The sequence below is a fragment of the Planococcus sp. TJ-307 genome (assembly GCF_058268435.1).
Map to the genome: position 1 here is coordinate 64151 of NZ_JBZDOJ010000003.1, position 24373 is coordinate 88523.

Consider the following 24373-nt stretch of genomic DNA (forward strand, 5'->3'; position numbering starts at 1 on the left):
CCAGCTTCACACTTAATACATTAAGAACCTTTTTTCAGTATAACGCGTTTCAGCATGCAGGCCATGCACTTTTGGAAAAAGGGATTTCATAATAAATAATAGTTATCTAAACAGTTTTTCTAAACAACCAAATTTCCTTTATACTGTAAGCAACGATGCGTGAAATGGAGTGACAATAAAAATGGCTGGAATGCAGAAAAAAAGAAAACCGCTATTTGCACTCTGGCTGGTAGCGACAGTTATTTTTTTAATTGCTGGCGGATGGCTGCTAAAAACCGAATTGCCGGAAGCAAAAAGGCTTGAAACCCAAATTCAAACCGTTGTCATTGAACAGCTTGGCGGGGAAAACAATACCCATAATGAACACATTGCCGATATTTCAGTTTCTCGCGGACTCCAGGGTTGGAATGTGGCGATTGTCTTGAATATTGATGAAGAAATTCAGACAAATTCATCAAAAATAAAATTATGGCAAGATGCCTTAATCATCTTAGAGCCTTTATCCGAAATCAATCAGTTGAACAATATCTCCCTATCCTGGATTTTTTCTGCCGAAAATATTTCTGTAATGTCCTTCAGATTAGATAAAGAAACACGCGACCAATTGATTTGGGCCAATGTTGATCCTTCCATCCTTCCAGATATCGCTTTTGACTACCAGGAACATTCTTTATTGAACAACTGATTTTGCCCATTTGAAAAAGGAGGATCGGTTTTTCCGAATCCTCCTTTTGGCCTTTATCTCAACCCAAGCTATGATTTTTCAAATAAGCCCGAACTACCTTTTCGGTTTTTGCCTTCACATAATCATAGGCTTGCGCTATCGAATCTTCTTTTGATATCCCATCGTCTGTTAGCCCATGAATCTCAGTAAAATATGGCTCCAGCTCCTGTTTATCTGAACTCTCGACGGTTCCCGAAATTAAGATGACCGGTTTGCTGTGCCGATAAGCGACTTCTGCAATGCCGAATGGGGCCTTTCCTGACAAGGTCTGGATGTCGGTTTTGCCTTCACCCGTCAGCACCAAATCAGCATAAAAAAGCTGTTCTTCAAACTTCATGGTTTCCAGTACAAGATCAATTCCGCGCTTCATTTCGCTTAAAAAGAATGCCTGGAACGCTCCACCTGCTCCACCGGCAGCGCCTGCCCCTTTTTTATGGTGCAAAGCTGTTCCAGTAAAGCGCTCAACAATATCAGCAAAATTCGTTAGCATGGCATCGAGCGTTTCCACCATTTCAGGAGTCGCCCCTTTTTGCTTTCCAAAAACGGCGGAGGCGCCTTCAGGTCCAATCAATGGATTTTCAACATCACAGGCAATTAGAAATCGGCTTTCCATAATGCGTTTATCAAACCCAAAGGGGTCAACCTTCGATAATCCACTCAATGCTGCCGTACCCGGTCCTAATTCTACTCCGTTACTATCCAGAAATTTCATACCCAATGCCTGAAGCATTCCAATGCCGGCATCGTTTGTGGCACTTCCGCCAAGACCAATAATAAACTTTCGGTAGCCTGCATCCAGTGCGGCCATGATCAATTCACCAGTTCCAAAAGTGGAAGCCAGCAAAGGATTGCGTTCTGACTCTGTCAAAAGAGTCAGTCCCGAAGCTTCTGCCAATTCGACAATGCACGTTTCCTGGTCGCCAAGCACACCGTAGTGGGCTGTAATTTTCCTGCCCAGAGGATCTTCAACAATCGCTTCTATCATTTTTCCGCCCGTTGCTGAAACCAGTGCAGCCATCGTCCCTTCCCCACCGTCGGCAATGGGCATCTTAATCGCTGTAATTTGGGGAGATGCACCTTGAACTCCTTCAGCCATTGCTTCGGCTGCTTTTACTGCCGTGATGCTTCCTTTAAATGAGTCAGGCGCTATCAGGATCTTCACTCGTTTCCCCTCCCATTCGAACACTGTTCTTGCTAGATTATAGGGACTATTCCCTTTTTCCATAAAAATACACTTTACACTAATAAACAGCTTCCGCATTAAAAGCGGAAGCTGTTTATTTTTTGCAAGTATTATCTCGTTATTCAATCGCCAAAAATCCAGCTAACAAGTCATCCATCTCACAAGAATCAACGGTCCGAAAATCAATGCATACCCGCTCTTCCTGGATGCGGGAGACAATTGCCGGCTTCATCTGCCTGAGCCGTTTTGACAACTGGTCTGCACTTAAACGTTCATGTGAAATCGCAGCAATAAAAGTCGGAATTTCCACTCCAGGCATGGTCCCGCCGCCAATTTGAGAGGTGCTTGCCTGAATTTCGCTCTGGTACTTTGCGGAATTCGCCTGCAAAAGACCGATAAACGACTCTGCCTGGGTTTTAATAGCTGCTGCCGGTCTGATTATATCGCGTACAGTAGGGAGCTCCGCAATTTTTTCGGGGCCGGATAAATAAGTTTTCAAAGTTTCTTCAAGCGCAGCCAATGTCATTTTATCGACCCTCAAAACACGTGCCAACTGATGCTTCTTCAAACGGTCAATCAGATCTTTTTTCCCAGCAATCAAACCGGCTTGTGGTCCGCCCAATAGTTTATCGCCGCTGAAGGAAACGAGATCAACGCCGCTTTTGACCACTTCGCGGACGAGCGGCTCATCACCGATGCCATGCTTTTTAAAATCATAAAGCGCACCGCTTCCTAAATCTTCATAAAAGATGACTTCGCTATATTTTTCCGTCAGCCTTGCCAAATCTTCGGTTTCAACCGTTTCTGTAAAGCCGATTATTTTGAAATTGCTGGTATGCACTTTCATGATCATTGTCGTTTCTTCATTCACAGCCTGTTCGTAATCAAAGAGATGCGTTTTGTTGGTGGTTCCCACTTCGACGAGATGTGCCCCGCTTTCTTCCATAATAGAAGAAACACGAAAAGAACCGCCGATCTCAACCAATTGGCCGCGGGAAACGATCACTTCCCGCCGTTTGGCCAGTGCACTTAAAACAAGAAACACCGCTGCCGCATTATTGTTTACCACCATCGCCGCTTCTGCTCCTGTTGCCTCTACCAGCAATGCTTCAATAATGTCGTGGCGTGATCCGCGTTTTCCTTCCAGCAGCCGATATTCCAAATTGGAGTAATTCGCTGCCGTTCTTACAGCATGCGCGATAGCCGCATCACTCAAACGGGAACGTCCTAAATTCGTATGCAGCACCGTTCCAGTTCCGTTAATTACCCGCGCCAATCGATCTTCCTGCCACCGCTTGATTTGTGCTTCAGCCGATTGGAACAGCAATCCTGCAAAATCAGGTGCAGCCTCTTCAATCAGCAACTCCTCTGCCAGTAAACGCTGGCGCAGATCTCCAAGTTCACGCTGCAAAAATTCGGTCAGCTGTTCACCATTCAAGTTGGACGCTGCTTTCAAGCTTTCAAAACGCGGGTCTTTCTGCAGCTCATGAACTGCCGGCAATTGCCGCAAATACTGTTTCATGTTTTGTCCTCCATCCAAAAGCGCTGGTCTTCTGTCCGTTTTGTGTAGTTCAATTCATCCAACAAATCCAGGAACGGAATCATGTATTTCCGCGACAAATTGAGGATTTCCTTCGCCTGCTTTAAATCAAAAGATGATCCTGTCTGCTGCTGCAACCGGGTTAAAGCTTGATCAAAAGCTGTGCGGTGAATCATTGTATCTTCCCTTAACCGATACACCTGCCCGCTTTCAATCAAATAGGCAGTGAGTTCAGCGATTTCCTGTTTTGGCAACGGACTGCCTATAAAGTAATCCTCCCACTTCGCTGCTTGAAAGCCCTCCTTTTCCAGCTTAGCAACAATCTGTTCCATTCTTGCACGCCACTCGTTCGGCATGTGAGCGCTAAAAACAGACAGTGAGACGAACTGACCAGACCGCTGAATTTCGTTCTGCTCCATTAATAAGGTTAAGCTGTATTCCAAGAGAGCTTTGGGATAGTTGGCACTTACTGATTGAATCAGCTCTGCCTTGCCCATACCCGTCCTCATTGGAAATTCGTTGTGGAACTGCTGCAGCCTTGCCAGCAATACGTCTTTTATTTTGATGAAGGTTTTGGACAAGCTGTAGCCGTACCGCGGAATTTCCAGCCAAACCTTGGATGCCAAACCTTTGGCCAATGTTTCTTTCAATGTAAGTTCATCCAGCGAAGTTTGCTGCATCAATCCTTGCTGGTCAAGCAAGGCGTATTTGCCGAGTGCATCTATGACCAAATCCTGAGGTGACCCCAACTGATGATGGCGAAGCAACTCAATGGTTTCATTGCCAAACTTGTACTTGCCCCCATTTGGTTGAATGACCCAACCGCCGCCAATGGTCTCCACCGGACTCGGACGCCGCAAAATAAAACGGTCTCCCCGGCGTACAACAATCTTTTGATCCAGACGAATTTGGCAAAGGACTTCATCACCGGTTTGCTCCAGTTCTTTCCTGTCGAAAAAGACCATCTTCCCCATTACTTCAGAAGTACCGACATGGAGCATGACCGCTGTCCGCTGCTTGAGCGGAGCGAACTTGCGCCCAATTACTTGCAGCACCACATCAATGGTATCGGTCACCAAAAAATGGTCTGAATCTACCAGTACATCCCCCCGTTTTACAGCGGTTCGTTCGATGCCGCCAAGATTGATGGCTGTCCGCTGTCCGGCGCGAGCCTGCTCATGTTCTTCGTGATGCACTTGAATTTGTTTTGCTTTCACCGGAATGCCTTCCGGCAAAATCGTCAATTGCGCCGATTTTCGAACCTGGCCCTCATAGATGGTTCCTCTAACAACTGTACCTTGTCCCTGAACGGTAAAGACCTGATCAATCGGCAAGCGGAACGAACCATAGGCATCCCGAAAGTCTATGGCCTGCAATTCCATTCCGATAAGCTTCTTCAGTTCGTCAACTCCTGCTCCTGAAAGACTGTCTAATGCGACATAAGGAGCCTCGTGAAAAATACTATCGGCCAATCGCTCTTTGATATCATCCATCACCAATTCCAGCATGACTTCATCAACCCGGTCTATTTTTGAAACAGCAACAATGCACCGCTTCACACCTAAAAACTGCAAAATTTCCAAATGTTCCTCCGTCTGCGGCATGATGCCTTCGTCCGCTGCAACGACTAGAACGACCAAATCGATTCCCGCAACGCCTGCAATCATCTGGCGAATAAACCGCTCATGCCCCGGCACATCCACAACCGAAACAAAAACTCCGGGTTCCAAGCTCAAAGGTGCATAGCCCAATTCAATGGATATGCCCCGCTCCTTTTCTTCTTTTAATCGGTCTGTCTCCACATTGGTCAATGCTTTTGTCAAACTGGTTTTGCCATGATCAATATGCCCGGCCATGCCGATGGTAAAATACCGTTCTTCCATTTTCTTCACACGCCTTCTCTAATTGCTTATCTTCTTACTTTAGTCTTCAAGGAATGCTCTTTCAAGCATGAGCTCTGCTCTTCATCCCCTTTAGGCAATCCCCATTCTTGCACAGATCTTTTTTTCGGTATAAACTTGTACAGGTCGGCCAGCAACATCATGGGGTTGGATGGGTGACTGGTGTCCTCCTGGGTCTTCAAAACCCTGAGGGGCCTGCGTGCCAGGCTCGGTGGGTTCGATTCCCACACAATCCCGCCAATACATACAGAAAAGCGGAAGCGCCTATTTAGCTCCGACAGGCTTAAGACGAATCGGTTGTGTGGCGTTCTCTGCCACACTGCCGGTTTGACTTAAGACCTCGAGGAGCTAGGCGCTGAAGCTGGACAATAGAAATGCTGAGGCACCCAAAGAGGATGCTAACCTAAATACGCGACTTCCTGTCGCAACGGTTAGCTGACCCGCATCCTGCGGGCCCTCGACGGGCATAAGACGCACTGGCGAAGCGGCGTATTTTCAGCCGTACAGCCAGGGTGGCTTATGACCCTAGAATCTGGGTGCCGAAGCTGGACAATAAGAAAAGCGGAAGCGCCTGTGTAGCTCTGACAGGCTAAGACGAATCGGTTGTGTGGCGTTTTTTGCCACACTGCCGGTTTGACTTAAGACCCCGAGAAGCTAGGTGCTGCAGCCAAACAAAAAGATTGCCCTCGACGGCAATCTTTTTTTCAATCCAAATAAAGGCAAGTTAAGTGACAAACTTACTTAGCTTTAGGATAATTCAGTGTAGCGGGAGTGCTTAAACGTTCAAAATGTTGTATTAAAGGATGAAGAAGATGAAAATTGTTTTAGCTTCACCAAATTACCCGCAGCTTCGCGGAAATACCATAACGGTTCAACGCATTGCCGACAATCTCCAAGGTTTAGGGATAGAGACAAAGATCGTATCAGCAACTGACGATAATGCTATCCGTTCATTCCCAACTGCTGATATTGTTCATGGATTTCATGCTTATAACTTTTACAAGTTCCTGCAAAAACTGGACAAAAAACCTGCGCATTACATTGTCACCATTACGGGAACCGATTTGAATCAGGATCTTTTTAATCCAAAGAAACGCATGGACGTTTTGGCTTCTTTGCATGGAGCGGATGCTGTTCACGTATTCGATGAAAAAGCCAAAGCCCTGTTGATAAAAGAAATCCCAGACTTGGCTGACAAGATTTTTGTTATGGCACAGGGCAACCAGCCTTTATCGCCTGGAGTACCACGTTTCACAAAAGAAGCAGACAGTTTTTTGTTCTTCTTGCCGGCAGGCATCCGGAAAGTAAAGAATATTCCAGCGGCAATCGGGATGCTTCAGGAACTTCGACTGCAGCATCCTGAAATTCGGCTGTGGCTTGTGGGTCCTGTGCTTGAGGAACAAGAAGGCGCCATAGTGATGGAACTTGTCAATCGCCACAAAGATTGGATTCGCTACTTGGGGCAAGTGCCGCATGCAGACATGGGTTCTGTTTATCGCCAGACCGACGTCGTCTTAAACACGTCCTTGTCTGAAGGCCAGCCAGCGACAATTTTAGAGGCAATGGGCTATGCAGTGCCGGTTCTCGCTTCGGATATCCCCGGCAACAGCAGCATCATATCCGACGGGGAAACCGGGTTACTATACAAGACCCGAAACGAATTCCTTGATTATGCCGAAAAGCTCGTGAATAATAACAAAATAAGGCAAAGCATCGGCCAGTCCGCTGAAGCTTATGTAACACAGCATCATTCCAGCGAGCGCGAAGCTGACACTTTGTTGAAGGTTTATCAACAGATTTTAAAATAAGCCGGCTTTTAAACGCATAATTAGAGTGGAACACAAAAAAGGAGAGATTAGCATGGTCGAAAAAGAAAACGTACGATTAACTTCTTTATCTACAAAAGGCGGTTGAGGCTGCAAAATTGGTCCTGAGGACCTGGCGCAGGTTCTGCGTCACTTACCGAAAAATGTAGATGATCCAAACTTGCTTGTCGGGCTGGAAACAGCTGACGATGCAGGCGTTTATAAAATTAACGACGAAACCGCATTGGTTCAGACATTGGATTTCTTTACTCCGATTGTCGATGATGCTTATATGTTCGGACAGATCGGTGCAGCCAATGCTCTAAGCGATGTTTATGCCATGGGCGGCAAGCCATTGACTGTCATGAATATTGTTGCTTTTCCGATCAATACATTGGATAAAAGCATATTGGCCGATATTTTGGCCGGTGCTTCTGATAAGGTCAAAGAATCTGGTGCCGCATTAGTCGGAGGTCATTCGATTGACGACCAGGAACCTAAATTCGGACTTTCAGTTACAGGCACAATCCATCCTGACCGCATTCGATCCAATGCAGGCGCAAAACCGGGAGATCGCCTCCTTTTGACCAAGCCAATTGGTGTTGGCATTTTAACAACGGCTATCAAGCAAGGAATTCTTGGAAAAGAGGATTTAGATGAAGTCATGAACGTTATGGCTACATTGAACAAAACGGCAGCAGAAGTGATGGAAAACTACACGGTTAATGCTTGCACAGATGTTACCGGTTTCGGACTGCTTGGCCATACGATGGAAATCGCCAAAGGCGGTAATGTTGGTGTCACAGTGATTAACCAAGATGTTCCTGTCCTGTCTCGTGCAAAAGAGCTCGCAGAACAAAACGTCATCCCAGGCGGTACACGCAAAAACCACCAATGGCTTGCAGACGATATTGATTATGCTGATAGCATCAGTGATATCGATCAATTGATCCTGTGTGATGCAGTCACTTCCGGCGGACTGCTCATTTCAGTTCCGGAAGCGGAGGCTGATGCATTGCAGCGTGAATTGCTCGAAAACAATGTCCAGTCCGCGATTATCGGAAATGTGACAAATGAAAATGCCGGACGGATTCAAGTAGTATAAGATTTAGAAGACCAAAAATGAAAAGCTTACATCTGGCAATAGCTAAGCTTTGGACAAGGACTCTGTGGGGGTCCTTGTTTTATTACTGTCAGCCGCATAAAAAAACAAAGAGGTGCTCGTATTGAAAAAATGGACTTTAACCGTTTCTGTACTTTCGCTGGCATTGTTCCTGTCAGCTTGTGGAGACGACTCAACTGAAAATGAAAATTCAACAGCCGCCGAAAATGAAGAAGCTTTCACAATAGGCGTTATTCCTGCCCAAACAGAAGGCGAAATGCAAACGGCAATGGATAAACTGCAAACCCTTCTAAGCGATGAATTGGATCGCGAAGTTGAAATCGAAGTGTATCCTGATTACAACGGTGTTGTCGAATCCATGAATTACGACCAGATTGACATGGCTTACCTTGGGCCGTTGACGTATGTAATCGCAGAAGCTAATAGCAATGCACAAGCAATCATCACTCAGCTGGTTGATGGCGAGCCATTTTACAATGCTTATGTCATCACCCATACGGACAATCCGGTTACTTCTTTAGACGAACTATTGGAAAATCCGGGTGAAGTTCAATTTGCTTTTGGTGATCCAAACTCTACTTCCGGTGCACTAATTCCTTCTATTGAGTTGCAGGATCGTGGAGTCTATGAGTCTGAACAGGAAAATCAGTTTGAAACGGTCCGCTTTACTGGATCGCACGATGCAACGGCACTCGCTGTTCAAAACAAACAAGTGGATGCTGGTGCGATTGACAGCGCCATTTATAATCAGTTGTTGGAATCAGGCAAAATTGATGGCGAACAGTTAAAAGTCGTTTGGGAATCTGAGCCTTTGTTCCAATATCCATGGGCTGTGCTTGAAAGTACAGATGATGAAACCGTCGCAAAACTGCAGGAAACATTTTTAGCAATAGAAGATCCTGAAATCCTTGATGCATTTGGCGCAACTGGCTTTACTGAAGCAGAAAATGCAGATTACGAGAGCATCAAACAAGCCGCTATAAAGCAAGGAATCATTGAAGAATAGAGTTGATCAGCTTGTGGTTTAAAAAAAGCAATCTCATTACCCTCACAGTTATCTTGGTGCTGATTTATTTCAGCATGCGCATTACGGAATTCGACTTGTCCAAGTTCAGGGACTTCCGCAACATGATCGACTTCCTGTCTCAATGGTGGCCGATGGACTTTTCCCAACTTCCTGGCATGGTAGAGGATACGTTCGAAACCTTGGCAATGGCTTTTCTCGGCAGTGTATTTGGCTTGTTGATTGCTTTGCCAATCAGCTTTATTGCAGCGCGCAATACAGCACCATCCAAATCGCTCTTCCATTTTATGCGGGTAGCACTCAGTTTTGTCCGCTCGATTCCTGAGATTGTCATCGGCTTGATCCTATTGACGACATTGGGCCTTGGACCTTTTCCAGCCGTTATTGCCATCATGATCCATAACGTTGGTGTTTTCGGAAAATTGGTATCCGAATTGATCGAAGCTGCTGATCCTGGTCCTCAGGAAGCTATGCGTGCAGTCGGTGCAAAGAAATGGCTGGCTAACTTGTTCAGCATTCTGCCGCAAATCTGGCCGAACGTCCTATCACAATTTTTCTACCGCTTTGAAGTGGCTATCCGCACGTCGCTTATTTTGGGCTTTATTGGCGGCGGCGGTATCGGCCAGCGCCTGTTTAACGATTTTAAAACGTTTCAATACTCAGCCGTTTCGCTGGATGTCTTGATTATTATGATCATGGTTATCGCCATCGACTTTTTGGCCAGCACCATTCGAAATCGCGTCATTTAAAGGAGTGGCTATATGATTCAAGTGAAAAATTTATCTGTACATTATCCGGATACAAAAGTAAAAGCATTGACTGATATCAGCCTGTCTCTTGAAAAAGGCGATTTTATCTGTGTGCTAGGGAAAAGTGGGGCAGGAAAATCGACGTTTATCCGCTGTCTGAATGGATTGCAGCTACCCACCAGTGGCCACATTTTTTTTGACGGCCAAGACATTTCTGCACACAGCGAAGAAAAGCTGCGCAAAGTGCGTCGAGAAGCCGGCATGATTTTTCAGCATTTCAGCTTGGTGCCCCGTTTGAGCGTCATGCAAAATGTGCTGACAGGCATGTTTGGTTACCGTTCTTCTTTTAAAAACCTGATCGGCTGGTTTACTGCCGATGAATTGGCTTTGGCTAAACGTGTCATTAATGATGTCGGTTTGTCAGAAATGACCTACCGGAAAGTGGAGCAGCTAAGCGGCGGACAGAAGCAGCGTGTCGGCATTGCCCGTGCACTTGCACAGCAGCCAAAAGTGTTGCTTGGAGATGAGCCTGTTGCGAGTCTCGATCCCGGTACTTCCAACCATATTTTCACCTTGCTGACAGAAATGCACGAACGCTTGGACTTGCTGACCATTATCAATGTACACGATATTGAGTTGGCCAAACGCTACGCTACCCGTATTCTGGCCTTGAAAGATGGAAAACTTATTTTTGACGGTCCACCGGAAAAGTTTACGGATGCCGAATACCGCGAAACGTATACATCCGATCCGCAAACTGCATTTTTTGACGCTGGCATTTAACAGCGAAAGGAGATGGATCTGCATGATTAAAAGTCCGTGAGCAGTAGAACAATCCAGGGTCGTGTACGACTCTACTCACCCACAAATTGTTACTGTGAATCAAACACAAAGTGAAAAAACCGTCGTCCTCAGTTTTGACGACGGCCCAAGCAAAGTACTTCCGGAGATTTTGGACATTTTGAAACAACAACATGTTCAGGCCATGTTCTTTTGGCAATCCCGCTTGCTGTACCCAGCGCGGCCATGGCAGCGAGTGCTGGATGAGGGGCATGTTATCGGCACCCATTCAAGAAAGCACCGCAATTTGGTCCAGCTTTCCTATGAAGAACAATACCAGGATATACAAAACAGCCTGGCTCATATCGAAAAAATAATAGGCAACCCCTTAGTTTTTTTTCGTCCACCTTATGGACGTTTCAACAGCGATACCTTACAAGTCGCCGATGCGCTCGGGCTAACAACCGTCATGTGGCGCATTGCCTCAATGGACTGGGAACTGAAAAGGGATCCCAGTCAAATTGTTCGGTATGTGACAGAAAACCTTGAGGATGGTGCCATCATTCTGCTCCATGAATTGGAGCAAACTGTGGCCATCTTGCCTCAGCTGATCACCGCCATCAAGGAACAAGGGTACAGCTTCTCTTTATTGCCTAATCGACGCACATAAAAAATCAGCACCGGTAAATCGGTGCTGATTTTTTATGTGTTATTTAATTTATTCATCGCTTTCGTCACCGTCTGGCGGCGGCCATGCACCGATCAACCGGCGCGCATACACAACTTGCCCTGCGTGATAACTGTTGTGGTTGATGAGCACCATCAAGAGATCTGCCGCCGTTCGTTTTCGTCCGCCAAGCCCTTCTTCCAAAGAGTCTTTTGATGCTTGCTGCGTGGCTCGACCCAAACCTTTTAAAAATTGCGTGACCATCTCCGTGTATTCTTCTTCAGTTGAAGGAAACGAAGAGCCTGGCCAAGACTCTGACAAATCTTTCGGGCTAACCGGATTTTCTTCACGCAATTCAGCCAACACGAACTCTTGCCAATAATTCATATGATACAACAACTCCCATACCGAATGATGGCTGCCTTCTGGCCTTTCTCCAGCCATTTCCCAGCTCAAGCCATTAAACAGCATGTCTGTCTGGTAATGCGCATACTTTCCTTGAAGTCCGTTCTGTAAAAAACGTTGAATCATTACAGATTCCTCCTCCACTTGTTTTTTTGTTTATTCAACAAAAATCGCTAAAACCCTTTACTCCATGGTCTCATGCAAGGTGACGCTTTCAATATAATGAATATAGCGCCTCAACTCCCTTGCCTGCTCTCTTACAATATCTCCAGCCACATACATTTTATAAATTTCAGATCGTCCCATGTCCATAACAATGACACGCAGCTCTTCTTTTTGCAGTTCGTATTTCTCATCGTAAAGGAATTCCGGTTTTTTCAGACGGCTGACCATCTGTTTGTAATCCGAAATAACTGCTTCTATGATTTCTTTGGGTTCGTATTTCTCTGCATACCCTTCCAGCCCTTCTAAAGCGGCCTGCAAAGCTTGCAGTTGAATTTGACGTCCTTCTTGAAACTCGACAAGGCGTGTTTCTTCTTCTTTGAGGTTTTCTCCCCTAAAACGCCTCCAAGCCCGAATCAGCTTTCCTTGTAAATAAAGCATGGTCGAACGTGCATTGTGAGCAATGACTTCTTCCCTCCGGTCCAAAGATTTTTCAAAGGCTTCATAAACTTCACGGTTCATTTCTTTGTTTCGGCGAAGTTTCTGAATGTATTTCCGTTCAAACCGGAGCGCTTTCAAACGAACTTCACGCATTTTCCGCTGATATTTTTTATTTGCCTGTGCTGCTGCATCTTCCTCAGGTTGAATTTGCTGGAAGCGCAATTTGTATTCTTCCATTAATTCATAAGCTGCTGCTTCGTTTTCTTCGGTAATTTCAGATTTGATTCTTTTGATTGAGGACAGCAAAATTCGTCTTCGTGCCTCTTCTAAATCCATCTTCACTTCGTCTTCGCCGTCTGCCAGCTGCCCTCTGCTAAGCATGGGAAGGAAAATTGTCGCGACAATCAAGGTGAAGAGAATGGTTCCTGCCGCTAAAAATAGAATAAGTGAACGGTTCGGAAAATCCTCTCCGTTCTCCAGAAGAAATGGCAGCGACAAGACCCCGACCATTGTTACTGTTCCACGTACCCCTGTTAAGCTCACATAAAGCGTTAGCTTCAAACTTGGCTTAGCGGACTCCTCCATTTTGCCGAAGCGGTATTCGTATATGGAGAACAAATACGCCCAAACAAAACGGATGCCAAGAATCATCAAACCTATTGCCACAACATAAGAAATAATCAGCCACAGGCTGCTATTCGGATTTTCCAGCACACCGCTCATCGAGGTAGGAATATTCAAACCAAGCAACAGGAACACGATTCCATTCAAGATGAAAAGAATGATTGTCCAGATGTTTTCGGTGACGACTTGCTCTTCTGCGATAAAAGTTTCTGTCTGTTCACGCACTAACGAATGCACAATCCCTGCCACTACTACGGCAATAACGCCAGACGCGTGAAGAATGTCTTCTGTCACGATGAAAATCAAAAATGGCGTCATAATCTGCAATAAGGTATGAAAAGTTACATCGTTGATTCCCTGCTTTCTCAGCACCAGGCGAATGCCAATGATCATTAATCCCAGCGTCAGCCCCAACAATCCGCCAGCCACAAACTTATAGGAAAAATCGAATACGGCTTCTGACAGCGAGAAATAACCAGTCACCACAGCAGCCACTGCATAATTAAATGCCACCAGGCCTGATGCATCATTAATTAACGACTCGCCTCTTACCAGGCTTAACACTTTCTGTGGAATCCGGATACGCTGTGCAATGCCGTTAACTGCAACTGGATCTGTAGGCGACAGGATGGCGGCTAAAGCAAATGCAGCTGCCAGCGGAATTTCATCTATTAGCCAATGAATAAAATATCCACCCACAACCGTCGTTAAAAGCACTAAGACAATGGCATTGCCCAAAATGGGGCCTTTCATTCGCCACAATTCTTCCCGTGGAAAATGGCTTCCGTCGTTAAAAAGCAACGGAGCGATAAACAGCAACAAAAACCATTCAGTTTCAATATCAAAAGAAATGTCTTGGTAAACCAAAACCAAAATTATCCCGAGAGCGACTTGGATCAAGGCTGTTGGAATAAAAGGGATATAATGGCTTACAACATTCGAAATCAGCAAACAAAGTAATAAAAGAAAAATAGTCAGCAACAAGTCCATAGTTGTTCTCCATTCTGCGTGAAGCATGAGTCCTCTAGATGCGAGTCAGTTATGTATACCCGCATTCAACTTCAGGAGACACTTTTTATTACTTATTTCATTAAACATTATAAATTCGGGTATACTTCTTCTAACTTAAGGTTTGGGAGGTAACACAATGTTGTATATTAGCTTGGCTTTTATCATAGGATTTATGATTATCCATATCTTCACAAAAAATATAAAATTTTTAGATCGGAAGCCAAAAGACCGACTGATGTCGTTTGTTTCAGGGGGATCAATTGCTTACGTTTTCCTTCATCTGGTTCCTGAATTGACTCATTACCAAGAAGTTGCAGAAGAAGCACAACTGCCCGCCTGGTTAGAGAGCCTTGACTTTGTTACTTATTTGGTGACACTTGCAGGCATCGCTTTTTTCTATGGCATCAGCCAATTAAACGAAAAATCCCAAGAAAAAAATGAGCAGGAGAATGAGATCACTCGACCAACAAAACCCGTATTTGCTCTTGAAATTGCGTCTTTTTCTTTATATAACATCTTGATTGGGTATTTGCTGATTGATTTGAGTGGTGATAATTTTGCAGACTACCTTATCTACTTTATCGTCTTTTCTTTCCACTTTATCGCCAACAACAGAATGCTGCATTTGACCCATGAAGAGCTTTATACCAATATCGGTCGATGGATACTGGCAGCCGCGGTATTTGTCGGATGGCTTGCCTACAATCTAACTGAAACCTCTGAATTGACGATTGCTTTCTTCTCCGCTTTTCTGACAGGCGGCATCATTCTTAATATCTTAAATGATGAGTTGCCAGTTGAAAAAAACAGCAGTTTCCCTTCTTTTGTCGCGGGAATTGTTCTTATCACCGTACTGCTTCAGCTCATTTTGTAAAGTGGATACACCCTTTATTTCAGCGACTATAAGATTTCGTAAAAAATTCTCCGTTTCATTGTCAGGTTTAATTTTTGCGGTAAAGTGGTACAAAAGATTTATATAATACCGGTTAAAATTTTATTCACGTGAGGTTTTTAACAAAAATAGTAAATGTCAGACAAAATGCCTGAATGGGGGAATTTTTGATGAACATTATTATAGCTGGTGGAGATGGATTCTGCGGATGGCCGACTGCTTTGTATTTATCTAAAAAAGGACATGAGGTTTCCATTATTGACAGCATGGTCAGAAGGCATATTGACGAAGAGTTGGGATCAAATTCACTTACACCCATCGCCAGTCTCGAAGAACGAGTAGCCAAATGGTTGGAATTGACTGGTAAAGAAATACGTACATACAAAGGAGACCTCCAAGATTACGATTTTTTAAAAAGTGTTCTTGAAAAAGAACAGCCGGAGGCATTTGTCCATTTTGCCGAGCAGCGTTCTGCTCCGTACTCCATGATTGACCGGGAGCATGCTGTCTATACGCAAGTCAATAATGTTGTTGGGACACTAAATGTCCTATACGGCATTAAAGACATCGTTCCAAATTGTCATTTGATTAAACTTGGAACGATGGGAGAATATGGAACACCAAATATCCCGATTGAAGAAGGTTATTTGGAAATTGAACATAAAGGCCGTAAAGATCGCCTCCCTTTCCCCAAGCAACCTGGTTCGTACTATCACCTGTCCAAAGTACATGATAGCCATAACATTATGTTTGCCTGTCGAGTTTGGGGGATCCGTGCAACTGATTTGAACCAAGGTGTAGTGTATGGACTTTCCACCGAAGAAACCGAACTGGATCCAATCCTGGCAAATCGGATGGATTATGATTCTGTGTTTGGAACAGCATTAAACCGGTTCATTATTCAGTCTGCCATCGGCCATGATTTAACGGTTTATGGAATAGGCGGACAAACTCGTGGATTTCTAAGCATTGAGGATACGGTTCGTTGCATTGAAATTGCAGCTGAAACTCCGGCTGACGTGGGTGAATTTCGTGTGTTCAATCAATTTACCGAAGAATTCTCAGTAATGAAACTGGCTGAAATGGTTCAAAAAGTAGCCGCCGAAGAAGGATTAAATGCAGAAATTGTCCACTTGGAAAATCCTCGAGTTGAAAAAGAAGAGCATTTCTTTGAAGCCATCAATACAAATTTGTTGGATCTAGGATTGAAACCACATTTTCTGACAGATGATGTCATACGCAAAATTTTAAAAACTGCCATCACTTATAAAGATCGGGTCATTATAGAAAACGTCCTGCCTACCGTTACGTGGAAATAAGCATTGGTTGCCGATCCGAATGTTTTGGAAGGGAGATGTTTCGATGAAGATCATGATCATTACCGAGACTTTTTTGCCTTCTACCGATGGGGTGGTTACCAGGCTGATGGCCTGCATCCGCTGGCTTCACAGGGATGGCCATGAAGTCCGCATTATCGCACCTGATCTGGGGATTAAGGAATTTGACGGAGCTGTCGTTAATGGTGTCCCTGCCTATACCTTGCCATTTTATCGATCCAGAAAGTTTGCTCTTCCAAGCCGTATGATAAAAAAATACATGAACGACTTTAATCCCGATGTTGTTCATGCCGTCAACCCGGTCGTTGCTGGCTATTCAGGCGTTACTTACGCTAAAAAGCTCGAGATTCCGTTAATTGCGTCCTATCATACCAACATTCCTCAATATATGGCTTATTATAGATTTGGCAAGTTTGACTCACTTGTATGGTGGTATATAAAAAAGCTGCATAATCAGGCGGACTTAAATTTATGCACGTCTCACACAGTTTTAGATGAGTTGACCGAAAAGGGATTTAAGCGGATGCAGGTATGGAAACGCGGAGTCGATACGGAACAATTTCATCCAAGACATGCCTCAGAAGACGTCCGTTACCGGCTATCCGGCGGACAAAGAGATAAAATTGTTCTACTTTATGTCGGTCGTCTGGCGGCTGAAAAAGAAATTGAAAAAATTCGCAGCGTCCTAGCAGAATCAGATCGATTTTGTCTGGCTCTTGTTGGAGACGGCCCCCACCGTTCACAACTCGAAAAATATTTTGATGGAACCCAGACAGTATTTACAGGCTTTTTGCATGGAGATGAGCTGGCTTCGGCTTTTGCTTCGGCAGATGCCTTTATCTTTCCTTCAACGACCGAAACCTTAGGCTTGGTTATTATGGAAGCCATGGCTTCAGGATTGCCCGTAATTGCAGCAGAAAGCGGGCCGACAAAAGAACAGATTACGAACCGAAGAAATGGACTGTTCTACAACTCAAAAGATCCTGAAAGCTTAAAAACCTGCATTCTGCAACTAGAAGATGTCAACTTTCGCCGTCAATTGGGGCAACAAGCAGCCGCAGACGTAGCCGAATTGGGCTGGGCTGCTGCTGCAGAACAGATTCGAGATCTGTACAGCCAGTTAGCTGAAATGAAAACAACAGAGCCTATCCAGACTGCGGAATAAGACGATTGCAGAACGGGGGAAAGTTATGGTGAACAGTCGAAAATCCCAGGCTCCCATCCAAACCCTGCAATTTACTGTAATTGGCATTTCGAACGCGGCTGTGGATATCGGATCACTCAATCTGCTACTGCTGCTCCACCCTACTGACCAAAGCGGCACTTTAACGCTTTTCAATACACTTGCCTATTGCCTGGCAGTGGGCAATAGCTATTTTTGGAATTCCCGTATTACCTTTCGACATACATCCAATGGCAACAACAAGCAACGTCTCGGCTTTTTTCTGCAGGGACTGGTTAGTTTGCTGATCAATAACGGTATTTTTCTGGCTTTCAATATACTGTTTCAATCTATCGGTATGCCCGCATGGATTCGGCATAATCTGTCAAAATTTTTGGCAATGTTTGCTTCTTTCTTAACAAGTTTTTTTATGATCAAGTACTTAGTTTTTAAAGACGGAGAGACTCGAAATCAGCATAAATAAAGCTATCCCCCTCTCATTCGTTTATAGGATCAGAGGGGGATTGCACCGAACAGCCAGACGATCTGTTCTGCTTTACTTTTCACATCAGTGTTATCGTAATTTATGAATGCATTACTCGAAAGTGGAAGTGACAGCTGGATTTGATTTAACCCTTCGTTAAAAAGACAGTCCTTTTCTTGAAAGCGAGAGCTCCAAGTCATTGAGCAAAGGGTTTGACTCCTCCCCTGATTCGGGTACTTGATAGTATCTCCAAAAGGTGGCATGATTATGCGAATTTCCTGTATGGGCAGCCTGCTCATTTCTATTGTCCTTTCAATCATTGTGACGATTCTGTTGAATCTGTTGTTCTTCTAGATAAAATGCCCCATCATTCCAATGATGAGGCATTTTCTTATGCTTTTCGGATTTCTTCTGCCAACTCTTTAAGGCCGTTCTGAAAAACATGATCATTTCCCGATAGTTGCCTAGCTGTGGCGCTTGGAATATGATTCATGTATTTTTCTAAATGATCGAACGGTACGATGTCGTCACCAATACTATGCAACAAAACGACAGCTGGCAAAAGTGAGCTGCGGGAAACAAAATCCTCTGGCAACGTAAAATTCTCTACTTTCCAATTTGAATTGCTTCCCCAGAAAGGTGCAGCAATCGCAATTAGCTTAGCAAATGACTTTCCCAACTCTTCTTCCGATAAAAACTTAAACAACACCGAGCCGCCAAGTGAATGTCCCACCAACACCGCTCCATCGTCCAGAGAAGCAATTTCTTCTTTTAATTTTTTCTTCCATGTTGCGTATTGTGGATCATCAGGATCCGGCATTTCCGGTGCAACCACTTGAAATTCCGATCCCAATTCATCTACTAGATATCGCAGCAAGCCAAAACTTCCTTCCCCCTCTTCCTGAGGACCCGCGCTGTGGATAAACAAAACCTGCTTCATTAGAACCGCCTCCTGTTATCTCTTCGCACTCCTTCCATTGACCATCAATCAGACCCCGAACTAAAGATATTTTCATTTTATGTTTCTCCATTATTTTGATTTTCAAACATACCTTTTTTCTTGGAACCTTGATAAAATACAGCTAACTATACAAGTCACTTCGCTGTTTTAGAGGCAAATTTTCTAACCCAGTTGTCACCTAGCTTATGAGAGATATGGCACAGACTTACGGACTATACTCGAAAACAAAAGGAGTGATAGAGATGGAAAAGAGAACTTCCGAAGAAAAAGATGCGTTTCCAAAAAGCATCGGCAAACCAGCACAGCGTGCGCTTTTGGCTGCGGGCTATCAACAACTTCAAGATTTGACATCAGCTACCGAACAGGATTTGCTCGAACTGCATGGCTTCGGTCCAAAAGCTTTGGGCATTCTTCGGGAAACACTTGCTGAGCAGGGCCTGCATTTTAAGTCATAAAAATTGTTCTGATAAAGAAATTTGTTGATAAGTTTCCCGAAAAAAATTCGAAATTTCTTTTTATTCCCCCTTCCTTTATACTGGAAATACATTAAGATTTTTCTCAATTCCAGATTTTGAAAATTCCACATCCATTTATTGCTGGGAGGAGAAAATAAATATGTCGCGGCAGTCTTATCGAAAAGAAAAAAATCAATTGATTTATACACAACAGCACCTTGCCAATGAGCGCACGTACCTGGCTTGGATTCGAACGGTCATCTCCATCGTAGGAGTCGGCTTTCTCGCGACAAGCCTGCATTTCACGATGGGGGTTACACGCAACGCTTTTGTTGATGTGTTTACTGTGGCGCTTGGCATTTTCGCCTGTGTTTTCGGGCTCACTGTTATTTTTTCAGCCACCCAAAACTACAAAACAAAGCGGCAGCAAATCATCAATGAAACCTTTACTCCTTCGAATATGCACATTACCTTAATTTCCTCCATGCTTTCTATCATGATTATTATGGTCATTATTTACTTTTTTATGATTATGTAAATGGCATATGCCACATTAACGTTTCGTTGCGAAGGAGCACATGCTATGGATCCATTAGATATTCTTGAAAACCTGAACAAGGTCAAACCCGCATTCCAACCAATCATCAGTGCAGTTAAGCACGATGTGGTCGGTTATGAAGTTTTAGGCCGGTTTCAATTCGAAGACACATGGGTCAGCTTGGGCGACTTTTTTCACAACAGCGATGTACCCGATGAATACAAAGTGGAAGTCGATCAGCATTTATTGAGACAGGCAATTGCGCAAATGCTCGATACTGAAAATAGCGGCCTGTTGTTCATTAACCGCAACGCGAAGCAATTACTGATTAATAGCGGGGAAGATTTTTTGGATTCTCTTAAGGAGTACGCGGAAAAGGGCTTTTCTATGAACCGGATTGTTCTGGAAATTACCGAACACGATTTTGATGAAGATTTTGATGTGCTGGAACATCTGCTAATTTACTACAAGACCTATGGAATACAAATTGCCGTCGATCACGTGGGGGCAAAAAGCTCCAATATAGATCGAATTCGCCAACTGCGCCCCCATATTTTAAAAGTGGATACCACCTTTGTCCGTAATTCCAATCCGGATATTTTTCAAGACGTTATTCAAACCCTTTCGGTACTGGCACGGCGCATTGGTGCGAAGCTGTCCTATGAAAATATTGAAGACAATTATCAATTGTATTTTGCCTGGAAACATGGCGGCCATTATTACCAAGGTTTTTATTTGGCAAAACCGGCTTTCGAACTTCCAGTGAATGGGTCCATTCCGGTTGATGTCGGAGAAAAAATTGACGCGTTTGTTCAACGGGAAAAATCAATGGTGGAAGGTCGTTATGCGTTTACCCACATCCAAGAAGAAAAAATAAAAAAGCTATTGCCCAAATGGAAAGGTCCCGCAGAAGCCGATCATTTTATCAAAGCCGTGGCCGAAGCATTTCAAGAAGAAAGTTTCCGCTTGTACATTTGCAACAGTGATGGTCGACAAGTGTCTTCCAACTTCAGGAAACATGGCAGCCAGTGGGTTTTAGAACCGGATCAACTTGGTTCACATTGGGCTTTCCGTCCATATTTTTTGGAAAATACGATGCAGATGAAAACCAGGCATAAAGGGATCCTATCAGACATCTACTCGGATATTGAAACCGGCGAAATGATTCGCACCTTCAGCTACCCGTTATCAGAAGACTGTTATTTGTTTATCGACATCGGCAATGACTTTATTTCTGGCAAAGATTATCTGCTGTTTCAATAATCGGTAGATGAGCACCATACAAAAAACCTCTCCATTTCTGGAGAGGTTTTTTCACAAGATTGGATTTTTCATGAAGTTATCGTCTTTTCTGAAATTCCCCATGACTTCCATTGTCTCACTGATGCTCACAAATGCTTTTGGGTCGATATTTTTAATCAATGGCCGCACAAATGCCAGCTCGTGGCGGCTGATGACGCTATATAAGACTTTAACTTTTGCTTCTGAGTAAGCGCCTTCGCCATCCACTACGGTAATGCCGCGGTAAAGATTATCAAGCAATTCTTTTTTAACGGCATCGCCTTGATTGGTTACAACCATCAAACTCAGTTTAATATGCCGCGTGTGAACTCGGTCTATCACCAGTCCACTAATGTAGATGGAAGCCATCGTATACATGGCGAGTTCCCACGAAAAGATAAATCCTGATACGAAAACAACAGCACTGTTGAGCACGAATACCAATGCTCCTAATGGAATATCCCGCTTCATCGACAACAGCAGTCCGATGACATCAAAGCCGCCAGTTGAGCTGTAGAAGCGGATGATAACGCCAATGGCTGCGCCTGAAATAACTCCGCCAAACACAGAAGACAACAAGGCATCCTCCGTCAACTTAACGACTGGAATATAGAGCATCGCAACTGACGTGACAACGACAGAAAACAGGCTATTCGCTATAAAAGTCTTGCCCAGCTTCATCCAACCTAGAATGAGAATCGGAATATTCAAGAGAATCATCCATAGCCCGGCATTCAACGGCGTCACCAACCCCAACATCATTGCAATGCCCGTCACGCCTCCAGCCAATACTTCATGGGGCAACAAAAACATGTTGAACGCAAATCCAAGAACAATCGAAGAAACAAAAACCAGCAACAATCTCGTCCATTTATTCATAACCAAACTCCAATCGTAAGGCATCCCTTACATAATTTATTTTGTTCAACACACAAAAAAAAGGCCGCGCAGCAGCACGTTACCTTAAGAGCATTTATTAATAGGTAATCTTTTATTTCTCAATAAAAACTACGGAAAATCGAATAAATTGTTCTTTTTATAGTGGACCAATAGTTCATAGTATAGTGGCTTCGAGGACCAAAAAGCAAGCCTTTCTTCTTTTATTCTCCGTCTTTTCACTCATCCAAAAAGGGATTCGGAATAATGCTATTCCGAATCCCTTTTTCTCTATTCTTCTTTTTCCAATTTACGAATTGCTTTTTCCAACTCTTCTTTTTCTTCCCCTGTAATTTCTGGATATTGAGGATTTATCTTTTCCAGCGCATTGACCATCACTTCCGAAACAATGTAGCGTGTGAACCATTCATCATCAGCCGGAAGGGCATACCAAGGAGCATGCTCTGTTGACGTTTTGCTCAACATGTCTTCGAAAATTTCCTGATATCCATCCCAATGTTCCCGCTCTTTTACATCGTTAAATGAAAACTCCCAATTTTTATCCGGATTTTTCATGCGTTCGAGCAAGCGTTTTCTTTGTTCTTCATAAGACATGTTAAAAAAGAACTTAACAACCGGGAAGCCATTCTCCACCATATACCGCTCAAAATCATTGATTTGGCGATAGCGGACATCCCAGATATTATCGTCGATTAATTCATCCGGAAGTGGAGTCTCACCAAGCAAATCATGGACTCTCGGTGCGATCACTTCTTCATAATAAGATCGGTTCAAGATGCCAATCTGTCCTCTCGCCGGCATTCCTTCTTTAAATCGCCACAAATAGTCGTGGGCAAGCTCGTTTTCAGATGGTTTTTTGAACGAGGTCACCTTCAGTCCCTGGGCCGTCAAGTTTGAAAAGATATATGTAATGGCTTCATCTTTCCCTGCCGCATCCATTGCTTGAAGCACAACCACGATTCCTTTTTCTTCCTGAGCGTGCAGTTTCATATGAAGTTCTTCCAGCTTTTTAACGCTTTCCGGAATCATTTTTTCTTTCAGCTCTCGTTCACTAAATTTATCTCCACCTGTAGTTGAGTAGCGGGAAAGCTCTATTTTTTCATCTTTTTTAATCAAGTATTTATTGATATCCATAATTTCCTCCTTCTTGCAATTCAACACGCCGAGTTATTAATCATACTACTTTCTATACCCTAAAATGGTTAAAATCTAACAACATAAGGAAAAACCGCAATCCTCATCTGGACGCGGTTTTCCTTCGTCTATTTTGTTTCCTCCTCGACTGAAACCTGCCAGTCGATTCCGTACTTGTCAGTCAGACTGCCGTATAGCGGACTCCAAAAGGTCTTCTGTAATTCCATACTAACCGTCCCGCCTTCCAATAATTTGCTGAAAACGGTACGCGCTTCTTCAATTTCATCGAAAAGCATAGTCACTGACATATTATTTCCTCTTTGGAATGCTGGCATCCCCATTCCCGGAGGCACATCTGAAATCATTAATGTGTCCCCGCTTTTAAAATCGATTTGCGCATTCATCACCATATTCTTTGCTTCCTCAGGCATACCTTCCATATCCTCGCCCTGCGCTTCACCATAAGTCACGATGCCAACTAACTCTCCTCCCAATACATCTGCGTAGAAGTGGGCGGCTTCCTTGCCATGGCCGGGAAAATTTAAATAGGGAAACATTTTGGTAATCATCATGTCCCTTCTTTCTAATTAGTTATTGGGATTGTTCAAGTTCAAGTAAATACTTCTCCAGGCGATCATAGGTTTCAGCCATGCCATCAACGGCCTGCATCTCAATTACTTTTTGCAGTTCTTCCTGTGAATCGAACTTTGTCGCAGAAATTACTTTGCACATTGGCCCTTCTTCTACAAAATCCGTAGCAATCAACATAATCGGCATATCCGTGACTTCGTTGCCCTGTTCATCGGAAAAGGCATCCACATAAACTAAACGGTTTGGAGGATCAATTTCCCTGTAAGTCGATTTCCCCCATGCTTCCTGGCCTTCAGGCGAACGCATGCAATAATGCCAGATCCCGCCTGGTTCCACTTCCATTTTGTAAACTGTTGTTTCCCAACCGTTTGGTCCCCACCAATGTTTGATATGATCCGGCTCTATAAACATTGAAAACACCAAATCCTTTGGCGCATTAAAAGACCTTTCCATGATCAATTCTAATCCTTCGACCTTTGAAGAAATCTTATTTGCAGCCATT

Annotated in this window: 24 protein-coding genes and 1 tRNA gene; 15 read left to right on the forward strand and 10 right to left on the reverse strand. The window is 44.0% G+C overall.

Annotated features, from left to right (window positions below):
• Positions 1-181 precede the first annotated feature (181 nt).
• Positions 182-685 (forward strand): hypothetical protein, encoded by a 504-nt coding sequence (locus tag AC4EHK_RS11950; protein WP_490979012.1) that lies wholly within the window; start codon positions 182-184, stop codon positions 683-685.
• A 58-nt stretch (positions 686-743) separates the two neighbouring features.
• Here AC4EHK_RS11950 and AC4EHK_RS11955 read toward each other — a convergent pair whose 3' ends face one another.
• From AC4EHK_RS11955 to selB, 3 genes are all read right to left on the reverse strand, one after another.
• Positions 744-1886, reverse strand: a complete 1143-nt coding sequence (locus tag AC4EHK_RS11955) for a glycerate kinase (RefSeq protein ID WP_490979013.1) — start codon at positions 1884-1886, stop codon at positions 744-746.
• 139 nt (positions 1887-2025) lie between these two features.
• Entirely contained in the window at positions 2026-3429 is a 1404-nt protein-coding gene (selA, locus tag AC4EHK_RS11960; protein ID WP_490979014.1) for an L-seryl-tRNA(Sec) selenium transferase, read from the reverse strand.
• Complete coding sequence (gene selB / locus AC4EHK_RS11965) at positions 3426-5330, reverse strand: selenocysteine-specific translation elongation factor (protein ID WP_490979356.1); 1905 nt, start codon at positions 5328-5330, stop codon at positions 3426-3428. The genes selA and selB overlap by 4 nt, the downstream gene beginning before the upstream one ends.
• Positions 5331-5491: 161 nt before the next feature.
• On the opposite strand from selB, the gene AC4EHK_RS11970 reads away from it, so the two are divergent.
• The 7 genes from AC4EHK_RS11970 to AC4EHK_RS12000 all read left to right on the forward strand — a co-directional run bounded on the left by AC4EHK_RS11970 (position 5492) and on the right by AC4EHK_RS12000 (position 11499).
• A tRNA-Sec gene (locus tag AC4EHK_RS11970) sits at positions 5492-5588 on the forward strand.
• Positions 5589-6160: 572 nt separating this feature from the next.
• Positions 6161-7156 (forward strand): glycosyltransferase, encoded by a 996-nt coding sequence (locus tag AC4EHK_RS11975; RefSeq protein ID WP_490979015.1) that lies wholly within the window; start codon positions 6161-6163, stop codon positions 7154-7156.
• A 52-nt stretch (positions 7157-7208) separates the two neighbouring features.
• A complete protein-coding gene (selD, locus tag AC4EHK_RS11980) occupies positions 7209-8258 on the forward strand; it encodes a selenide, water dikinase SelD (RefSeq protein ID WP_490979016.1) in 1050 nt (349 codons plus the stop codon).
• A gap of 121 nt (positions 8259-8379) precedes the next feature.
• Entirely contained in the window at positions 8380-9282 is a 903-nt protein-coding gene (phnD, locus tag AC4EHK_RS11985; protein ID WP_490979017.1) for a phosphate/phosphite/phosphonate ABC transporter substrate-binding protein, read from the forward strand.
• An 11-nt stretch (positions 9283-9293) separates the two neighbouring features.
• The gene (gene phnE, locus AC4EHK_RS11990; RefSeq protein WP_490979018.1) at positions 9294-10049 is read left to right on the forward strand and encodes a phosphonate ABC transporter, permease protein PhnE; all 756 of its coding nucleotides are present in this window, start codon (positions 9294-9296) and stop codon (positions 10047-10049) included.
• Positions 10050-10061: 12 nt separating this feature from the next.
• Complete coding sequence (gene phnC / locus AC4EHK_RS11995) at positions 10062-10832, forward strand: phosphonate ABC transporter ATP-binding protein (RefSeq protein WP_490979019.1); 771 nt, start codon at positions 10062-10064, stop codon at positions 10830-10832.
• A 94-nt stretch (positions 10833-10926) separates the two neighbouring features.
• On the forward strand, positions 10927-11499 hold the full coding sequence (locus tag AC4EHK_RS12000) for a polysaccharide deacetylase family protein (protein ID WP_490979020.1): 573 nt from the start codon (positions 10927-10929) through the stop codon (positions 11497-11499).
• A gap of 48 nt (positions 11500-11547) precedes the next feature.
• Here AC4EHK_RS12000 and AC4EHK_RS12005 read toward each other — a convergent pair whose 3' ends face one another.
• The gene (locus tag AC4EHK_RS12005) at positions 11548-12027 is read right to left on the reverse strand and encodes a DinB family protein (protein ID WP_490979021.1); all 480 of its coding nucleotides are present in this window, start codon (positions 12025-12027) and stop codon (positions 11548-11550) included.
• Positions 12028-12084: 57 nt separating this feature from the next.
• Positions 12085-14118, reverse strand: a complete 2034-nt coding sequence (locus AC4EHK_RS12010; protein WP_490979022.1) for a Na+/H+ antiporter — start codon at positions 14116-14118, stop codon at positions 12085-12087.
• Positions 14119-14275: 157 nt separating this feature from the next.
• On the opposite strand from AC4EHK_RS12010, the gene AC4EHK_RS12015 reads away from it, so the two are divergent.
• The 4 genes from AC4EHK_RS12015 (at position 14276) to AC4EHK_RS12030 (ending at position 18014) form a co-directional block, all read left to right on the forward strand.
• A complete protein-coding gene (locus AC4EHK_RS12015) occupies positions 14276-15013 on the forward strand; it encodes a hypothetical protein (RefSeq protein ID WP_490979023.1) in 738 nt (245 codons plus the stop codon).
• A 188-nt stretch (positions 15014-15201) separates the two neighbouring features.
• Positions 15202-16350, forward strand: coding sequence for an NAD-dependent epimerase/dehydratase family protein (locus AC4EHK_RS12020; RefSeq protein ID WP_490979024.1), 1149 nt, complete (start codon positions 15202-15204; stop codon positions 16348-16350).
• Positions 16351-16393: 43 nt separating this feature from the next.
• Positions 16394-17533 carry a glycosyltransferase family 4 protein gene (locus AC4EHK_RS12025; RefSeq protein WP_490979025.1) on the forward strand — a complete coding sequence of 380 codons (1140 nt, stop codon included), beginning with the start codon at positions 16394-16396 and terminating at the stop codon, positions 17531-17533.
• Positions 17534-17558: 25 nt separating this feature from the next.
• On the forward strand, positions 17559-18014 hold the full coding sequence (locus tag AC4EHK_RS12030; RefSeq protein WP_490979026.1) for a GtrA family protein: 456 nt from the start codon (positions 17559-17561) through the stop codon (positions 18012-18014).
• 391 nt (positions 18015-18405) lie between these two features.
• On the opposite strand, the gene AC4EHK_RS12035 is transcribed toward AC4EHK_RS12030, so the two are convergent.
• Positions 18406-18954, reverse strand: a complete 549-nt coding sequence (locus AC4EHK_RS12035) for an alpha/beta fold hydrolase (RefSeq protein ID WP_490979027.1) — start codon at positions 18952-18954, stop codon at positions 18406-18408.
• A gap of 263 nt (positions 18955-19217) precedes the next feature.
• Between AC4EHK_RS12035 and AC4EHK_RS12040 the strand changes: the two genes are divergently transcribed.
• The 3 genes from AC4EHK_RS12040 to AC4EHK_RS12050 all read left to right on the forward strand — a co-directional run bounded on the left by AC4EHK_RS12040 (position 19218) and on the right by AC4EHK_RS12050 (position 21231).
• Positions 19218-19430 carry a helix-hairpin-helix domain-containing protein gene (locus tag AC4EHK_RS12040; protein ID WP_490979028.1) on the forward strand — a complete coding sequence of 71 codons (213 nt, stop codon included), beginning with the start codon at positions 19218-19220 and terminating at the stop codon, positions 19428-19430.
• A gap of 160 nt (positions 19431-19590) precedes the next feature.
• A complete protein-coding gene (locus tag AC4EHK_RS12045) occupies positions 19591-19968 on the forward strand; it encodes a YidH family protein (protein ID WP_490979029.1) in 378 nt (125 codons plus the stop codon).
• A gap of 45 nt (positions 19969-20013) precedes the next feature.
• Positions 20014-21231, forward strand: coding sequence for an EAL domain-containing protein (locus tag AC4EHK_RS12050; protein ID WP_490979030.1), 1218 nt, complete (start codon positions 20014-20016; stop codon positions 21229-21231).
• Between the two features lie 51 nt (positions 21232-21282).
• Here the strand turns inward: AC4EHK_RS12050 and AC4EHK_RS12055 are convergent, their stop codons facing one another.
• The 4 genes from AC4EHK_RS12055 to AC4EHK_RS12070 form a co-directional block, all read right to left on the reverse strand.
• Positions 21283-22128: a YitT family protein gene (locus AC4EHK_RS12055; RefSeq protein ID WP_490979031.1), complete on the reverse strand. Its 846-nt coding sequence runs from the start codon at positions 22126-22128 to the stop codon at positions 21283-21285.
• A gap of 288 nt (positions 22129-22416) precedes the next feature.
• Positions 22417-23280: a PPK2 family polyphosphate kinase gene (locus tag AC4EHK_RS12060; RefSeq protein WP_490979032.1), complete on the reverse strand. Its 864-nt coding sequence runs from the start codon at positions 23278-23280 to the stop codon at positions 22417-22419.
• Positions 23281-23408: 128 nt separating this feature from the next.
• Positions 23409-23849 carry a VOC family protein gene (locus AC4EHK_RS12065; RefSeq protein ID WP_490979033.1) on the reverse strand — a complete coding sequence of 147 codons (441 nt, stop codon included), beginning with the start codon at positions 23847-23849 and terminating at the stop codon, positions 23409-23411.
• Positions 23850-23871: 22 nt separating this feature from the next.
• A complete protein-coding gene (locus AC4EHK_RS12070) occupies positions 23872-24372 on the reverse strand; it encodes an SRPBCC domain-containing protein (RefSeq protein ID WP_490979034.1) in 501 nt (166 codons plus the stop codon).
• Between the last annotated feature and the right edge of the window lies 1 nt (position 24373).

Bases quoted from the DNA above. Each gene is read 5' to 3' on its own strand.
- AC4EHK_RS12040 (WP_490979028.1), top strand. From the start codon at position 19,218: ATGGAAAAGAGAACTTCCGAAGAAAAAGATGCGTTTCCAAAAAGCATC.
- AC4EHK_RS12060 (WP_490979032.1), bottom strand. From the start codon at position 23,280: ATGGATATCAATAAATACTTGATTAAAAAAGATGAAAAAATAGAGCTT.
- AC4EHK_RS12035 (WP_490979027.1), bottom strand. From the start codon at position 18,954: ATGAAGCAGGTTTTGTTTATCCACAGCGCGGGTCCTCAGGAAGAGGGG.
- AC4EHK_RS12065 (WP_490979033.1), bottom strand. From the start codon at position 23,849: ATGATTACCAAAATGTTTCCCTATTTAAATTTTCCCGGCCATGGCAAG.
- AC4EHK_RS12010 (WP_490979022.1), bottom strand. From the start codon at position 14,118: ATGGACTTGTTGCTGACTATTTTTCTTTTATTACTTTGTTTGCTGATT.
- AC4EHK_RS12050 (WP_490979030.1), top strand. From the start codon at position 20,014: ATGGATCCATTAGATATTCTTGAAAACCTGAACAAGGTCAAACCCGCA.
- AC4EHK_RS11975 (WP_490979015.1), top strand. From the start codon at position 6,161: ATGAAAATTGTTTTAGCTTCACCAAATTACCCGCAGCTTCGCGGAAAT.
- AC4EHK_RS12015 (WP_490979023.1), top strand. From the start codon at position 14,276: ATGTTGTATATTAGCTTGGCTTTTATCATAGGATTTATGATTATCCAT.
- AC4EHK_RS12005 (WP_490979021.1), bottom strand. From the start codon at position 12,027: ATGATTCAACGTTTTTTACAGAACGGACTTCAAGGAAAGTATGCGCAT.
- AC4EHK_RS11950 (WP_490979012.1), top strand. From the start codon at position 182: ATGGCTGGAATGCAGAAAAAAAGAAAACCGCTATTTGCACTCTGGCTG.
- selB (WP_490979356.1), bottom strand. From the start codon at position 5,330: ATGGAAGAACGGTATTTTACCATCGGCATGGCCGGGCATATTGATCAT.
- AC4EHK_RS12070 (WP_490979034.1), bottom strand. From the start codon at position 24,372: ATGGCTGCAAATAAGATTTCTTCAAAGGTCGAAGGATTAGAATTGATC.
- AC4EHK_RS12020 (WP_490979024.1), top strand. From the start codon at position 15,202: ATGAACATTATTATAGCTGGTGGAGATGGATTCTGCGGATGGCCGACT.
- selA (WP_490979014.1), bottom strand. From the start codon at position 3,429: ATGAAACAGTATTTGCGGCAATTGCCGGCAGTTCATGAGCTGCAGAAA.
- AC4EHK_RS12045 (WP_490979029.1), top strand. From the start codon at position 19,591: ATGTCGCGGCAGTCTTATCGAAAAGAAAAAAATCAATTGATTTATACA.
- AC4EHK_RS12055 (WP_490979031.1), bottom strand. From the start codon at position 22,128: ATGAATAAATGGACGAGATTGTTGCTGGTTTTTGTTTCTTCGATTGTT.
- phnC (WP_490979019.1), top strand. From the start codon at position 10,062: ATGATTCAAGTGAAAAATTTATCTGTACATTATCCGGATACAAAAGTA.
- AC4EHK_RS12030 (WP_490979026.1), top strand. From the start codon at position 17,559: ATGGTGAACAGTCGAAAATCCCAGGCTCCCATCCAAACCCTGCAATTT.
- AC4EHK_RS12025 (WP_490979025.1), top strand. From the start codon at position 16,394: ATGAAGATCATGATCATTACCGAGACTTTTTTGCCTTCTACCGATGGG.